At 69.0% G+C, this 14097-nt stretch carries 12 protein-coding genes and 1 pseudogene; 7 read left to right on the top strand and 6 right to left on the bottom strand.

All coding sequences use genetic code 11. From position 1 onward, the window contains the following. Positions 1 to 148: 148 nt before the first annotated feature. Positions 149 to 3739, bottom strand: a complete 3591-nt coding sequence (locus ACWPN5_RS20510) for a tetratricopeptide repeat protein (RefSeq protein ID WP_492297122.1) — start codon at positions 3737 to 3739, stop codon at positions 149 to 151. Between ACWPN5_RS20510 and ACWPN5_RS20505 the strand changes: the two are divergent. After that, a pseudogene (locus tag ACWPN5_RS20505) lies at positions 3738 to 4343 on the top strand (tetratricopeptide repeat protein); the annotation flags it as partial. The gene ACWPN5_RS20510 and the pseudogene ACWPN5_RS20505 overlap by 2 nt on opposite strands. A gap of 448 nt (positions 4344 to 4791) precedes the next feature. Then, positions 4792 to 5196 carry a class I SAM-dependent DNA methyltransferase gene (locus ACWPN5_RS20500; RefSeq protein WP_492297120.1) on the top strand — a complete coding sequence of 135 codons (405 nt, stop codon included), beginning with the start codon at positions 4792 to 4794 and terminating at the stop codon, positions 5194 to 5196. An 18-nt stretch (positions 5197 to 5214) separates the two neighbouring features. Here the strand turns inward: ACWPN5_RS20500 and ACWPN5_RS20495 are convergent, their stop codons facing one another. The 3 genes from ACWPN5_RS20495 to ACWPN5_RS20485 form a co-directional block, all read right to left on the bottom strand. After that, positions 5215 to 6597, bottom strand: coding sequence for a hypothetical protein (locus ACWPN5_RS20495; protein WP_145680735.1), 1383 nt, complete (start codon positions 6595 to 6597; stop codon positions 5215 to 5217). A gap of 23 nt (positions 6598 to 6620) precedes the next feature. Next, positions 6621 to 7205, bottom strand: coding sequence for a BON domain-containing protein (locus ACWPN5_RS20490; RefSeq protein WP_035679005.1), 585 nt, complete (start codon positions 7203 to 7205; stop codon positions 6621 to 6623). 165 nt (positions 7206 to 7370) lie between these two features. Beyond that, positions 7371 to 8168, bottom strand: a complete 798-nt coding sequence (locus tag ACWPN5_RS20485) for an N-acetylmuramoyl-L-alanine amidase family protein (protein WP_492297118.1) — start codon at positions 8166 to 8168, stop codon at positions 7371 to 7373. A 307-nt stretch (positions 8169 to 8475) separates the two neighbouring features. Here ACWPN5_RS20485 and ACWPN5_RS20480 point away from each other — a divergent pair, with 307 nt between their 5' ends. From ACWPN5_RS20480 to ACWPN5_RS20465, 4 genes are all read left to right on the top strand, one after another. Next, positions 8476 to 8628, top strand: coding sequence for a hypothetical protein (locus ACWPN5_RS20480; protein WP_162473411.1), 153 nt, complete (start codon positions 8476 to 8478; stop codon positions 8626 to 8628). Positions 8629 to 9058: 430 nt separating this feature from the next. Continuing rightward, a complete protein-coding gene (locus tag ACWPN5_RS20475) occupies positions 9059 to 9802 on the top strand; it encodes a MotA/TolQ/ExbB proton channel family protein (protein ID WP_186465946.1) in 744 nt (247 codons plus the stop codon). Beyond that, a complete protein-coding gene (locus ACWPN5_RS20470; protein WP_492297116.1) occupies positions 9789 to 10400 on the top strand; it encodes a DUF2135 domain-containing protein in 612 nt (203 codons plus the stop codon). The genes ACWPN5_RS20475 and ACWPN5_RS20470 overlap by 14 nt, the downstream gene beginning before the upstream one ends. Further along, a complete protein-coding gene (locus ACWPN5_RS20465; protein WP_449227345.1) occupies positions 10397 to 10918 on the top strand; it encodes a hypothetical protein in 522 nt (173 codons plus the stop codon). The genes ACWPN5_RS20470 and ACWPN5_RS20465 overlap by 4 nt, the downstream gene beginning before the upstream one ends. Before the next feature lie 44 nt (positions 10919 to 10962). Here the strand turns inward: ACWPN5_RS20465 and ACWPN5_RS20460 are convergent, their stop codons facing one another. Next, positions 10963 to 11349 carry a hypothetical protein gene (locus ACWPN5_RS20460; RefSeq protein ID WP_145680731.1) on the bottom strand — a complete coding sequence of 129 codons (387 nt, stop codon included), beginning with the start codon at positions 11347 to 11349 and terminating at the stop codon, positions 10963 to 10965. Positions 11350 to 11518: 169 nt separating this feature from the next. Here ACWPN5_RS20460 and purU point away from each other — a divergent pair, with 169 nt between their 5' ends. Next, positions 11519 to 12385, top strand: coding sequence for a formyltetrahydrofolate deformylase (purU, locus tag ACWPN5_RS20455; protein ID WP_040134208.1), 867 nt, complete (start codon positions 11519 to 11521; stop codon positions 12383 to 12385). Positions 12386 to 12462: 77 nt separating this feature from the next. Here the strand turns inward: purU and ACWPN5_RS20450 are convergent, their stop codons facing one another. After that, on the bottom strand, positions 12463 to 13257 hold the full coding sequence (locus tag ACWPN5_RS20450) for a response regulator (RefSeq protein ID WP_145680730.1): 795 nt from the start codon (positions 13255 to 13257) through the stop codon (positions 12463 to 12465). Positions 13258 to 14097: the final 840 nt, after the last annotated feature.

Here is a 14097-nt window from a genome sequence, read left to right as displayed (position 1 = left end):
GCCAAACAACCCCAAACTTTTGTCCTAGTACTCCAAAGACGGGGGGTGACCGCCCCTTACGATGGGGGGGTAGGACAATTCGCCGCATAGGCCTGCCCCGTGCCTTTCGTTGCGGGATTAGACCGAAAGTCTGCGCATTCTTGCGTCGTCATACCCCATCGGGGATAGGATTCGGCGCCATCCGGGCCAGCATCCCGGTGATCCGGCAGATCATGTCGGCGGAGGTCTCGGCAGGGTATGGGCCGATCAGCCTTTGGGTGGGGAACCAAGGCCGCACCCGACTGCCCATCCAGGTCCAGTCCCGGCCTCCCAGCCGCCAGACCGGCACGCCCAAGGCGCCCGCCAGTTCCCCGGCGGCGGTCGCGGGCAGGATGACGAGGTCGAGCGCCGCCATCAGGGCCGCCACCCCCTCCAGGTCGTTCTTGAGGTCCAGATCGTCCCAGCGATGGACGCGCCGGACGCCCCTAGGCTCGATGGAGGCCAATTCGGCGGCGCAGTCCCCATATTGCAGGTTGACGACGTGGACTCCCGGCACCTCCAGCAGCGGCAGCCAGTCGGTGATGCGGGTGTAGGCGCCCTCGCGGTGCGCCGTCACGATCTGGCTGCGCCAGCTGATGCCGACCTTCAGGCCGGGGCCGAGCGCCTCCACCCGCGCCCGCCAGACGGCGGCCCGCTCCGGATCGGCGGTCAGGAAGGCGGGGCGGGGCGGGAAACGCTCCAGCCGGTCTCGCCGCAGAGCTGGCAGGGAGCCGGCGGCGATCTGCAGGTCGCAGTCCGGCGGGTCGAACCGCTCCCGCCCGTCGGGGGCGACGGACTCCGCCCGCACGGTTGCCCAGGGGAAGGCGCGGGCGTACAGGGTGACCAGACGCGGGTCGCATTCCAGAACCACCGTCCCGTCGCTGTCCTTCAGATCGCCGAAGACGGAGGCGAACAGGATTTCATCGCCCAGCCCCTGCTCCGGCCAGACCAGCAGGCGGCGCCCGCGCAGAGGCTCGCCGGTCCACACCGGGAGCGCGATGCGGCGCGCCCGCTGAAGCTGGCGGGCGGAGAAGCGGCGCTCATAGCCGGCCCAGCCGGTGGCGAGGTCGCCGTCCGCCAAGGCGAGAAGTCCGACGTTCCAGGCGGCGAGGGGGAGGCCGGGGGACACCCGCAGGGCGCGGTCGAGGAAATGCCGGCAGAGGGCCGGCCGGTCCGCCATCTTGGCCAGCGTGCCCAGGTTGTTCAGGGTGTCGGCGGAGTCCGGCCGCAGGGTCAGCGCCCGCCGGTAATGGCCCGCCGCAGCCTCGAAGCGCCCTTCGACCTCGCACGCATAGCCGAGGTTGGTGTGGGCGGCCGGGTTGGCCGGGGCAAGGCGGATCGACCGGCGGTGCCAGCGCTTGGCTTCGTCCAGCCGGTCCGGCTGTTTCAGGCTGAGCCCCATGTGGGTCATCGCCTCGGGGAAGTCCGGACGCAGCGCGATGGCGCGGCTGAAACAGGCGTGGGCTTGCTCGGGGCGGTCCAGGGTCTGCCGGACGAGGCCGAGATGGTTCCAGGCCGTGGGAAACTCGGGATCGATCCGGAGCGCTGCCGCGATGTGCTCCTCCGCCTCGGCGTGATGACCGAGCTGATGCTGGATCAGGCCGAGAAGGTGGAGCGCGTCGCTGTGCCGTGGCTCCAGGTCGAGGACCGCGCGGTAGGCCGTCATGGCCGCGTCCAACCGCCCGGAGCGGTGCAGGGCGATGGCGTCGTTCAGCACGGCGTCCGGATCGGCCGGCGGAGTGGTCGGCACCGTCACCGGTGGCAGCGGAGGTGGCGCGGCCGGGCGTGCCGGGGCGGGGCGCAACGCGGCGAGGCGATCCGCCATGCCGGTCAGGACATGGTCAAAGGTCTCGCCGGGGCGCGGCTCGAACAGGCACATCGCCGGGAACCAGGGGCGCACCGCGGTGCCGAGCTGACTCCAGCTCCGGTGTCCGAAGCGCCAGACCGGCACGCCGAGGGCGCCGGCCAGTTCGCCCGCCGCCGTCGCCGGGGTGATGACGAGATCCAGGTTGGCGGTCAGCGCCGCCGCGCCCTCGAAATCGTCCTTGAGGTCAAGATCGTCCCAGCGGTGGATGGTCACGCCGAAGAGCGCCTCCGCCGCGGCGATCTCCTCGGCGCAGTCGCCGTACTGAAGGTTGACGAACACCACCCCGGTCAGGGCGAACAGGGGCGCCCATTGGTCCAGCGTGGTGTAGGCGCCCTTGTGCTCGGGCGTGGTCCGATGGCTGCGCCAGGCGACACCGACCCTCAGCCCCGGCGCCAGCGCGTCCAGCCGCTCCCGCCAGAGGGCCGTGCGGACCGGATCGGGCTTCAGCCACGCGTCGAACTGGTCGAAGGCGGCCAGCGTTCCCCGGAGCAGGCCGGGCAGGCTGCCCGCCGGAATCTGGAGGTCGGCATCCAGGGGAACCGCCGTCTCCCGTCCATCGGCATCGATGGTCTCCGCCCGCACCGTCGCGCGCGGGAAGGAGCGTGCGAACAGGCTGACCAGCCGCGGGTCGGTCTCGATGGTCACCGGCCCGCCGCCCCAGGCGATGACATCGCCGTAGCAGGAGGCGAACAGGATCTCGTCGCCCACTCCCTGCTCCCGCCAGACCAGCAGGCGGCGCCGGCGCAGCCCCTCGCCCCGCCACCGCGGCGCGTCGATCCGCCGGTCCGGCCGGGCCCGGCCGGCGGCGAAACGCCGCTCGTGGCCCTCCCAGCCGCGCTCCAGCCGGCCGTGCAGAAGAGCGATGATGGCGAGGCTGTCGCTGGCGGCGGCGAGGTTGGGGGCGTGGGCCAGCGCCTCCTCGTAGCAGGCCTCCGCCTTGGTGTAATGCCCCTGGGCCTGCAACGCCTTGCCGAGGTTATGGATGGCCTCCACGGCGTGGGGGTCCCGGCTCAGCGCCTTGCGGAAGCACTGCTCGGCCGGTGCGGGGCGCCCCAGCGTCAGCAGAACGCCCCCCAGGTCGATCAGCGTCGTCAGGCTGTCGGGAGCGCGCTTCAGCGCCTCGCGGTAGGCGATCTCCGCGCTCTCGTAGGCGCCCTTGTGCTGCAGGGCGGCCCCGAGATTGTGGTGGGCCTTCGGATCGTCCGGCCGCAGCCGCAGCGCGGCGCGGGCCTGGGCCAGCGCCTCGTCGGGCCGCCCGGCGGCGCTCAGCGCGTCGCTTAGGTTGGTGTGGGCCTCGGCCATGGCGGGGGCCAGCACCGCGGCGCGGGCGAAGGCGCGCACGGCATCGCCCAGGCGTTTCTGGGCGCGCAGCGCGTTTCCGAGATTGTACCAGGCCTTCGCGTAACCCGGCTCAAGCTCCACCGCCGTGGTGAAGGCCAGCGCCGCCAGCCCGGGCAGAGCCTGCGCCTGGAAGGCGTTGCCCAGATTGTGGCGCGGCCGGGCCGACAGCGGATTCAGCGCGGCGGCCATGCGGTGCGCCTGCGCCGCCTCGGCGTGGCGGTCCAGCGCGGCGAGCGCGCTTCCCAGATTGTCGTGGTAGTCGGCGATTCCGCCGGCCTGCCGGATGGCCTCTTCGATCAGCTCGACGGCGGGGCCGGGATGCCCGGCCTGGAGCGCCAGCACGCCCAGCAGGTGCAGCGCGTCGGGGTGGCGCGGGTCGGCCGCCAGGACGGCGCGGTAGTCGCGCTCCGCATCGGCCAGCCGGCCCGCCCGATGGTGGTCGACGGCGCGGCCGAGCCGGGCGGCGAGGTCGTCGGGCGTCGTCGGCGAATCCTGGTCGGTGGGCTGGGTCATGGGGTTCGCCTTTTCCGTCTGCCCGATCCGGCCCCGGGTTGCTGGGCCTGCCGACGGCCTGTTACCGCCGGACTGTTGCCGGAAGGGAGTGCCATGTTCACCGGTTCCCGGTAAAGATGCTGTTAGAAAGATGCTGTCAGCCCACGCCCCATTCAGGAGCCGTTCCGTGTCCGAGCCGAGCGATCCGCCCCGCCCCCCGTCGCCGCGTCCGGGCCTGCTCGCCCGTGGCGCGGGGAGGCTCGGCGGTCTGGCCGCTCAGGCCATGCGACTCTACGCGGAGGCCAACGCCATGGCCGCCGAGGGGCTGGCCGTGGAGGCGGAGGCCGCCTACCGCCGCACGTTGGGACTGAACCCGCGCTTCGCGGAGGCGCACAACAACCTGGGCAACGTGCTGCGCGCGCTGGGCCGCGCGGAGGAGGCGGTGGCAGCCTATCGCGAGGCGCTGGCCTGCGGCCTCGACCACCCGCTGGTCCATTACAATCTGGCCTCGGCCCTGAAGGCGGCGGGCGACGCGGCGCCGGCCGAGCGGCATTTCCGCCGGGCGTTGGCCGAGGAACCGGCCTATGCCGAGGCGTTCAACAATTTCGCCAACCTGCTGCGCGACGGCGACCGGCTGACCGAGTCCGCCATGGCCTACCGCCGGGCTCTGGCCTTGCGGCCCGACTGGGACGAAGCGCACGACAACCTGTCCGGAGCCCTCTACCTGCTTCACGAGGCGGGGCGGAACGAGGAGGCGGCGCGCTTCGCCCGGCTGTGGCTGCGCGATCATCCCGACCATCCGGTGGCCCGCCACATCGGCGCCGCCATCGCCGGGCTGGACGCCGGGGAGCGGGCGTCCGACGCCTATGTCCGGCAGGTGTTCGACCTGTTCGCCGGGGAATTCGACGACAAGCTGCTGGGCGAGCTGGGCTACCGCGCCCCGGCGCTGCTCGCCGAGGCGGTGACCGACGCCGGGATCATGGCGGACGGGGCTTTGGACGTGCTGGACGCCGGTTGCGGCACCGGCCTGTGCGGTCCCTTCCTGCGCGGCGCGGCGCGGAGTTCTGGTCGGGGTGGACCTGTCGCCGGGCATGCTGGAGCGCGCCGCCGCCCGCGGCCTGTACGACGCGCTGGAGGAGGCGGAACTCGGCGCTTTCCTGGACGCCCGCCCGGCCTCCTTCGACCTGATCGTGGCCGCGGACGTGCTCTGCTATTTCGGTGCTTTGGACGGGGTGTTGGCCCGGGCCGCCGCGGCGTTGCGTCCGGGGGGGCGGCTGGCCTTTACGGTGGAGCGGCTGGAGGAGGGCGAAGCGCCCTGGCGGGTCGGCCCGCACGGCCGCTACGCTCACACGGAGGGCCATGTGCGGGACGCCCTGACCGCCGCGGGCCTGACCGTCCTACGCTTCGCCCCGGACACGCTGCGCCACGAGAGCGGCGCGCCGGTGGCCGGGCTGGTGGTGTTGGCGGCGCGGCCCTGACGGGGCCGCAAGCCGGTCTCAGTCGAGCATCGGCAGGCCGGTCTCGATCCGCACCAGGGCGGCGAGCAGGGGGGCGCCGATGTCGCGGCGCACGAAGTTGCTCGCGCGGTCCGCGGCGTTGAGCGAGCCCTGGAAGCTCTTGCGCCAGCGGTCGTCGCCGTACATCACCTTCTCCGCCTTGGCCTTCTGGGCGAGCAGGCCGGGCCGGCGGCCGGCGGAATCATCCACCAGACGGGTCAGCCGCTTCATCAGCTCGTTCGCGCTGGTCGGGTCGCCGCGCTTCAGCGCCGCCTCGATCAGCTCGGCCAGAGCCTCGCCGCGGATGTCGAGGTCCTGCACCTGCTCGGCGTAGGACAGCGCCACCGAGGCGTCGGAGCGGCGGGCGATGCGGCCCAGCACCGCCGGGATCGTCCAGGGATTTTCGTCCTGCACCGTGCGCAGCAGGCCAAGCGCCAGATTGGTGTCGCCCAGCTCCGACGCGGCGACCGCCAGCTCCGGCGGGCAGCAATCGGTCTTGGTCTCGCGGAACTTGGAGAACTGCGTCTCCACCGTGTTCAGGAAGAGGGTGCGGGCGGCGCCCTCCTTGCCGGCGCGCAGCAGCGTCTGGGCGACCAGGCCCAGCTCCCAGCTGCAGTTGCGGGCGGTGGCGTAGGCCTTGGCCTCCTCGGCGAGCTGGCCCGCCAGCGCCATGTCGCCGCGCCACGCCGCCGCCTTGGCGATGTCGGCGAGGTTGTAGATGCGGGTCGAGCATTCCGGGATCTGCCGGGTGATGTCGAGCGCGAGCTGGTTCTGCCCCATCAGGGCGAGCGCGCGGGCGACGAACAGGTCCTGGCCGGCTCCGTCGGCCGCCGTCCCGCGGCGCACCGCGCTGACGAAGGGGGCGATGATCTCCTTGGCCCGCGCGGTGTCGCCGATGGTGTTGTAGGCGACGGCCAGCGACAGCCAGTCCCACCGGGCGGCGGTGATCGGCGTCTCCACCGGGGGCAGCATCTCCGCCACCCGGTGCAGGAAGCACAGCGAGGTCATCGGCTCGTTGCACACCAGCGAGCGGATGCGCGAGCGGAACTCGAAGAAGTCGAAGTCGCCGACGAACTGGTTGGTGACGAGCTGGACGGCCAGCGCGCTGTCCGGAAACTTGACGACGATCTCGTTGAGCAGCCGGTCCGCCTCCTTCAGGAAGCGGCTCTCCTCGGCGATGTCGTAGGTGTTGTCCGCCTGCCGGATCATCTGCATCGCCTGGACGAACAGGCGGTTGGCCGGCCCCTGGTCGGGCTGCGGCTGCTGTGCCGCCGCCGGGGTGCCGGCGCCCCCCGCCGCCACGGTGAACGCCGCCAGCGCCATGAGCAGGCTCATGGCGGCGGAGGCGGCAAGACGGCGGGCGAAGGCGGGCAGGATGGCCATGGCGGTGCGGAGACCCTGGTGCGCTAGAGGACGCGGGCGTAGTTGACGACACGCTGGACGTTCGGCAGCGTGCGGGCGTGCTCGATCACGCGGTCGAGCTCGCCCTGGTGGGTGGCCAGACCCATGAGATAGACGACGCCGTTGACGGTATCGATGCTGAAATTCTGGCTATGAATTTGTGAATCGAAGGTCAGCTTGGTGCGCAGCTGCGTGGTGATCCAGGTGTCGCGGGCGCTGTCCATGATGCCCGAGTCGGTGTCCACCTGGATCTCGTTGATGACTTCCTTGACCCCTTCCACCTGCCAGCACAGGCGCACGGCGTCGAGGCGCATCTGCGCGTCGGTGGCGCGGCCGGTCAGCAGCACGCGGCCCTGGTCGACCGTCAGCCCGATGCGGCTGTGCATCTCCAGCGAGTGCTGGAACCACAGGTGGTTGATGCGGGCCTTGATCTCGGTGTCCGAGGCGAAGCCGGACAGGCCGCGGTGCTCGCTGGCCGCGACGACGGCGGTCCCCCCGGCGGCGCCCAGCACGACGGGTGCGCAGCCAGACGCAAGGCCCGCCACAGCGGCCATCCCGACCAGCGCCCAAAGGCGGCCAAACCCCGACACGCTCTGCCTCCGATCCCCGGCCCGCCGAAAGAACGGGCGGGCGGAAAAAGTCATGCCGCAGGTGCGTTGGCAATGGGGAATCTTGGTGGTGTCAGGCTTCATCGTGGTTTTGTCCCGGGGTGATGCACGAATGTTTCACTCGCTGCGAGCGCGAAGGAATCCGGGCTAGGCGAAGGGCGCGCGCGTCACCAGCCCGGCGATTTCGCGCGCGAGAACGCGGGCGATCTTCTGCCGCGCCTTGGAGTCGCGCAGGATCGCCTCGTCCTTCGGATTCGACAGGAAGCCGGTCTCCAGCAGGACGGACGGAATGTCCGGCGCCTTGAGCACCGCGAAGTTGGCCGAGCGCATCGGGTTGTCCAGCAGCAGCATGTCCTTCCCAGCGCCCTTCACGATCGCGTGGCGGGCCACCAGCGCCGCGTGCTTGGTGTGGCGCGCCGTCAGGTCGAGCAGGATTTCCTTCACGGCCTTCTTGGCGTCCTTCACGTCGACGCCACCCAGCCGGTCCACCGCGTTCTCCTTGTGCGCCAGCGCCGCCGCGAAGGAGTTGGAGCTTTTCTCGGACAGGGTGTAGGCGGAGAGACCGCGGGCCTCGCGGTTGGGCGCGCTGTCGGCGTGGATGGACACGAACAGGTCGGCGCGCGCCGCGCGTGCGGCGTCCACCCGCTCGCCCAGCGCCAGGAAGCGGTCACCGTCGCGGGTCAGGGTCACCCCCAGCTTGTGCTGGCGCGACAGGAGGCGCCCGACCTCCTGCGCGATGTGCAGGGTGATGTCCTTTTCCCGGGTGCCGCGCGCGCCGATGGCCCCCGGGTCGATGCCGCCGTGGCCGGGGTCGAGCACCACCATGCGCGGGCGCGCCGCCGGGCGGGCCTTGGTTTGGGCTCCCGCGGTGTGCGGGAGCAGCAAGGCGCCGGCCCCGGCGAGGGGGAGGGTCAGCGCCAGTTGGAGAAGACGTCTGCGTTCCATTCGCCCCTGATTCCGCAAGGAGTTGGGGCCGCCGAAACCAAAAGTCCTGAGCGCGATCGGAAAGGCGGCGACCGGCCTGGAGAGGCCTGAGGTTGAGCCCAAGGTGTGAGCGTTAACCAATGGGGACGCGCAAAAGGGTTGTCAAGGTCGGCCGGGTTAGCTCCGCCAATTGTCGCGGCCACGCCGTCATGGAGGGCGTCGCCACCCTATGAAGATTCGACTCTTTCCAAGAATTCCTTGATGATGATGGTCGAAAGCGCTAAAATTTTAGAAATAAGCTCGGGAGGTGGCGATGTTGAGGAAAGCCTTGTTCAACATCATCCGGCAGGAGCAGCGCGAGGTCGAAGACGAACTCGAAAAGGAAGAGCGCCGCACGGCTCCCGATGTCGGCCGGGTGGTTGCGTTGCAGCGCGAAGTTACCGACCTGCGGCGCGAACTGGAACATTACCGCGACGCCTGATCGCACGAATACGAACGAAGCCATCCGCAAACCCCTTTCCTGCAATGGCTGGAAAGGGGTTTTCTGTATTCGCGCGAGCGTCGCGCCGCCTGCAACGCGTGTGTCATTGCCATGCTGCGGTGCAGCATAATTTTGCTTATTTCGTAAGCAATGAATGGGCCGGGTCTTGGGCCTTGACTACAATTTAATCACCGCGTCGCGCGAAATCGCGGAATCCGTTGATCCAAAGCAATGGAGAGTTCAAGCGCTGCGGACAGACTTCCGGAGTAGCCTGTTTGTCACAGGGGCGATTTATCCCATCCGGCCAAGCACATGAACGGGCCGGAGCGGCGGGCTGCGGGATTGGGTGGGACCGATGACGAACCGCTGGCACGCCGGTTGCGGAGTGCCAGTCCGAACGCTCCCTGCTCCCTGGATGGAGGGCTGCCCGATGTCGGACGCTGTTTCGGACGCCATGGCCGATGACGCCCAGAACGTCCCCGTTCATTCCCTCGTGCCCACCGTGCGCCGCCGCCGTGGCGGCCAGTTGACCGCCGGCCTGTCGCTGGTGTCGCAACGTTACCTGCTGCTTCTGCGCTTCGCGGTCGTCAACGCCGTGGGCTTCACGCTTCTCGCCGCCGCCTGGGCGGAAGGGTTGATCGATCCCATCATCGCCACCGACAGCACGCATCTCTGCCTGCTGATCTTTCTGGTCTTTCTGGCCGGGCTGGGCCTGTCGGCCCAGCGCATCCTGCGCACCAGCCGCGAGCTGAACCGCGCCAAGGAGTTCGACCCGTCAATCCCGTCGCGGGCCGCGCGCTATCTGGCGGAGGTCCGCGGACGGGATTCCGGGGCTCGGTCGATCGCCGCGTCGTGCCTGAAATTCAAGATGTCGGCGCGCATCGGCACGGTGCGGCAGATCTCCTCCACCCTGGTGATCCTCGGCCTGATCGGCACGGTCATCGGCTTCATCATGGCCCTGTCGGGTGTGGACCCGCAGAAGGCCGGCGACGTCGCCGCCATCGGCCCGATGGTGTCGAAGCTGATCGAGGGCATGGCCGTGGCGCTCTACACCACGCTGGTCGGCGGCGTCCTGAACATCTGGCTGAACATCAACATCGGCCTGCTGTCCGGCGCCACGGTGAACCTGATCACCGAGATCGTCGCCGTGGGGGAACGCCATGCAGGCCCTTGACCAGTTCGAAGAGGACGACGCCGGCACCGTCTTCCGCGACGTCATCACGCTGGCGCTCTGCGGCTTCGTGGCGGTGGTCATCCTGCTGCTTCCCCACATCCGGCCGGAGGCCAAGCAGGCCGACGCGGCGGGCGTCGCAGCCCCCGGCAACGTGATGATCGAGGCCCGCTGGCCCGACGAGCTGGACGCCGATGTCGATCTGTGGGTGGAGGCGCCGGGCGACGTGCCGGTCGGCTATTCCAACAAGTCCGGCGTGATCTTCAACCTGCTGCGCGACGACCTCGGCCGCAACGCCGATCCGACGAAGCTGAACTACGAGGCCAGCTACAGCCGCGGCATCCCGCCCGGCGAATACGCGGTGAACCTGCATCTCTACCGGAACAAGGCGATGGTCTTCCCGGTCCCGGTCACGGTGGTGGTCAGCGCCAAGCGGCCGGACGGCGACAACGCGCGCCAGCTCCTCGCCACCACTGTCCAGCTGGACCGGGAAGGGCAGGAGCTGACCGTCTTCCGCTTCAAGCTGACGGAGGCCGGCGAACTGGTCGGCGACAGCGTGCACAGCCTCTACAAGCCCCTGCGCAGCGGGAGGAAATCATGACCCAACTGCTCGACTTCCAGGTCGCCGCGGTCGCGCTGGCCGCCACGCTCGCCACCATTGCCATCTGGGCACCGCGCCGGCTGTGGGTGAAGGTGTCGGCGGTCGCCGTCTCCATCGGCTTCATGCCCGTCGCCTACGCCGGCATGGCCGACCTGCTGAGCAAGCCCAAGCCGGTCCGCATGGAATGGGCGCAGAGCGCCACCGCCCAGGCCACCATTCTGGGCGCCCAGATCAAGGAGGGGCAGGGGATCTACCTGTGGCTCCAGCTGGAGGGCGGGGTCGAGCCGCGCTACTACAAGCTGGCCTGGGACCAGAAGCTGGCCGAACAGCTCCAGCAGGCGATGCGCGAGGCGGAGAGGAACCGCTCCGGCATGGCGATGACGCTCCCCTTCGAGAAGACGCTGGATCCCGACAAGCCGAAATTCTACGCCCTGCCGCAGCCGCAGCTTCCGGAGAAGAACGGCGAGGAGGGCGGGCCGGGGCCGATGGTCTACCGCCACCCCGGCATGGACGCCTGATGTCTTGGCATCGACCGGGCCGTGACGCTGGGAAGGAGGCTCTCTCAGCCCAGCTTCACGTAGCCCCGCTCGATCACCCGCTCCGCCGCTTCGAAGACCGCCTGCATCTCCTCGTAGGCGCGGCGGACACGGGCCAGCTCCTCGATGGCGGCGGCGTTGGGATGCCGGTGATCCGCCACCTTCAGCCCGGCGCGCAGATAGTCGGCCCGCAGCTCCGCCACCCGCACGGCCATGCGCAGGAAGGCGGTCTGGTCGAGGTTCGGCAGTTCCCGCCCCATCACCTCGCAGTTCGCTTCCAGCACCGCCGCTTCCATGTTCTCCAGGAAGTGCATGATCCGGTGCCGCGACGTGCTTTCCGCCGCCTCCGGCGTCAGCAGCTTGTCAACCTTGCCCTTGGCGTATTCGCCGATGATCTTGCCGCCCATGCCCATGGCTCGCCTCCGCGGTCGGTCCAATGCCGAAACGGTGCATTGTCGCATGGGAATCCTTACCAAATGCTGCCGGATGGGCGTTCCGGTATTCCGACATTGCACGATGCATCCCGCGGACGATCGTGCTAGGGAATCCGCCCTCGATTCCAGGTCGCAACGGTAGGCGCGCATGTCCGGCACCGCTTCTGAATACATCCTCACCGTCTCGTGCCCCGATGCCGTGGGCATCGTCTACGCCGTGTCGGGTTTCCTGGCCGAGCGGTCGTGCAACATCATCGACAGCGCGCAGTTCGGCGACCGCGGGACCAATCTGTTCTTCCTGCGCATCCATTTCTCCGCCGAGGCGTCGGGGCCGTCGCAGGCGGAGCTTCAGGCGGCCTTCGCCGAGCAGGTGGCCGAGCGCTTCGGCATGACCTGGAAGCTGCACGACGCCGGGCGGCGCCAGCGGGTGCTGATCATGGTGTCGAAGTTCGGGCATTGCCTGAACGACCTGCTGTACCGCTACCGCACCGGCTATCTGCCGATCGAGATCCCGGCCATCGTGTCGAACCACCGCGACTTCTACCAGCTCGCGGCGTGGCACAACATTCCCTTCCATTACCTGCCGGTGAACAACGACAGCAAGGCCCAGCAGGAGGCCCGGCTGCTGGAGATCGCGGAGCAGGAGAAGATCGATCTGGTCGTGCTCGCCCGCTACATGCAGGTGCTGTCCCCGGCCCTGTGCGAGCGGATGGCCGGGCGGGTCATCAACATCCACCACTCCTTCCTGCCGAGCTTCAAGGGCGCCAAGCCGTACCATCAGGCGCACGCCCGCGGCGTGAAGCTGATCGGCGCCACCGCCCACTACGTCACCTCGAACCTGGACGAGGGGCCGATCATCGAGCAGGAAGCGGAGCGCGTCGACCACACGATGACGCCCGACGACCTGGTGGCCATCGGGCGCGACATCGAGAACATCGTGCTGGCTCGGGCGGTCCGCTACCACGTCGAGCACCGCGTCCTGCTGAACGGCGGGCGCACCGTCGTCTTCAAGTAAGGCGCTGGTTCAAGTAAGGCGCTGGTCAGGGAGGGCGGTCTTCCGGCAAAGCCGGCTCGCCCTCCACCCGCGGACTCTCAGTGCTTCATGGCGAGCGAGGCTTCCTCGGGGTGGGGGGTGAAGACGGCGCGGGTGATCGCCTGTTCGATCTGCTCGCGGGTGAAGGGCTTGGGAATCACCGGGCCCAGATGCTCCAGCCCCTGCTTGGCCAGCTCATTGGGGAAGGCGGTGACGAAGATCACCGGCAGGAAGCGCTGGCGGCGAAGCTCCCGCGCCACCTCGATCCCGTTGTCGCCCTCGGCCAGTCGGATGTCCATCAGCGCCAGCGTCGGCGCATGGCGGCCTGCCAGCGTCAGCGCCTCGTCCATGGTGGCGGCGTTGCCGCAGACGGTGTGGCCCATGCCGCGCACCGTTTCCGCCAGATCGAAGGCGATGATGGCGTCGTCCTCGACGATCAGGATGGTCGCCGTCAGCTTCGACCGTACCCGCTCGCGCGCGAAGTTCAACCGCTCCACCGCGTCTTCCGGCGCGATGCCCAGAACGGTGGCGGCGTCGGCGACCGGCAGGTCCTCCAGGTTGACCAGCAGGTAAAGCCGGCGGTCCATCTCGTCCAGGCTGTGCAGCGCCGCCTCGACCGGATGGGCGCCGGGCGCGCCGGCCCGGGCGCCGGAACTGTCCTGCAGCTGGTTCAGATAGCGGTAGAGCGAGCCGCGCGACGAGTCGACCGCCGCCGATCCACCCGGCCCGTCCAGATACCATTCCAATGTGCGCGTCACCAGGGCATCCCCCTGCGTCGACGTTCCCGTCAAGGCCCGCGCGTAGCGTCGCAGATAAGGCAGATGTTCCATCAGGTGGCGGGTGTTCTGATCCATGACTTTTTCCCCGTACCTCCAGCCAGTGCGGACCGCCGAAGGGGCGCTGGCTTGCCTGCCGCGTTTCTCGGACTGTGCCGAATGTTCCCGTCCGATCCCTTACAAAGTTAAGTTCATATGGCGCAGTTCGCGCCGTATCGGGAGTGATGACGAAAGGGTTATTCGGGATAGCTTGATCGGATTAAATCCGGTCCCCGGTCGGGCGACGTCATACTTCGTCCGCTTGGGCTCCGGGCACTTCCGGGCGCTTCGTCGTCCCGCGGTCCGCTGCATGTGCGTGGTGACGGAACAATCGGCAAGGGGAGGGTGTTGGGATTGCCAATGGTGTGATTCCTCCCTGAACCGCCATAAACTGCGTGGGTAGAGACAAAATTGGCTAAAATCAATGGCTTAGCCGTTGTGTCGGTTCTTGTCTCTACCCACCCCTTTACCCAACTGATTACCCAATTTTTACCCAACGGTCGGCCAAATGCAAACGCCCACCGCTTCGGGGCGATGGGCGTTGTCGGTTGGGGTAGGGGCGTCACCAAATAGGCCCCGGCTTCAACCACCCTCAGCGCGCCGCCTCACGGCCCGCTGGATTCGGTCTGCGCCGTTGCCGCTACATCGCTGGCTCAGCACACTCAGCGCGCTCCTGAAGCGTCTGAGCGGCGGCAAACAGCCACGCCACAACGGCGCTGCACATCAGAAGTGGCCCTTGAACGTCCACTGACGGACGCCGGGGGTCCAGACAAGCACCGCACCGCGCGTCGTGGGGCACTTGAGCCAACCATAGCCGGTATTGTCTTCGATAATCAGTGTGACCACGGCAGATGCGCCGGGGGCGCCAACAACAGCGTA

This window comes from Azospirillum sp. UENF 211521, assembly GCF_058780535.1.
This window is presented reverse-complemented; position numbering and strand designations above follow the sequence as displayed.

What these genes read in the sequence shown, in the direction of transcription:
- ACWPN5_RS20510 (WP_492297122.1), bottom strand. Translation starts at nt 3,739, where the DNA reads ATGACCCAGCCCACCGACCAGGATTCGCCGACGACGCCCGACGACCTC.
- ACWPN5_RS20495 (WP_145680735.1), bottom strand. Translation starts at nt 6,597, where the DNA reads ATGGCCATCCTGCCCGCCTTCGCCCGCCGTCTTGCCGCCTCCGCCGCC.
- ACWPN5_RS20485 (WP_492297118.1), bottom strand. Translation starts at nt 8,168, where the DNA reads ATGGAACGCAGACGTCTTCTCCAACTGGCGCTGACCCTCCCCCTCGCC.
- ACWPN5_RS20475 (WP_186465946.1), top strand. Translation starts at nt 9,059, where the DNA reads ATGTCGGACGCTGTTTCGGACGCCATGGCCGATGACGCCCAGAACGTC.
- ACWPN5_RS20470 (WP_492297116.1), top strand. Translation starts at nt 9,789, where the DNA reads ATGCAGGCCCTTGACCAGTTCGAAGAGGACGACGCCGGCACCGTCTTC.
- ACWPN5_RS20465 (WP_449227345.1), top strand. Translation starts at nt 10,397, where the DNA reads ATGACCCAACTGCTCGACTTCCAGGTCGCCGCGGTCGCGCTGGCCGCC.
- ACWPN5_RS20460 (WP_145680731.1), bottom strand. Translation starts at nt 11,349, where the DNA reads ATGGGCATGGGCGGCAAGATCATCGGCGAATACGCCAAGGGCAAGGTT.
- purU (WP_040134208.1), top strand. Translation starts at nt 11,519, where the DNA reads ATGTCCGGCACCGCTTCTGAATACATCCTCACCGTCTCGTGCCCCGAT.
- ACWPN5_RS20450 (WP_145680730.1), bottom strand. Translation starts at nt 13,257, where the DNA reads ATGGATCAGAACACCCGCCACCTGATGGAACATCTGCCTTATCTGCGA.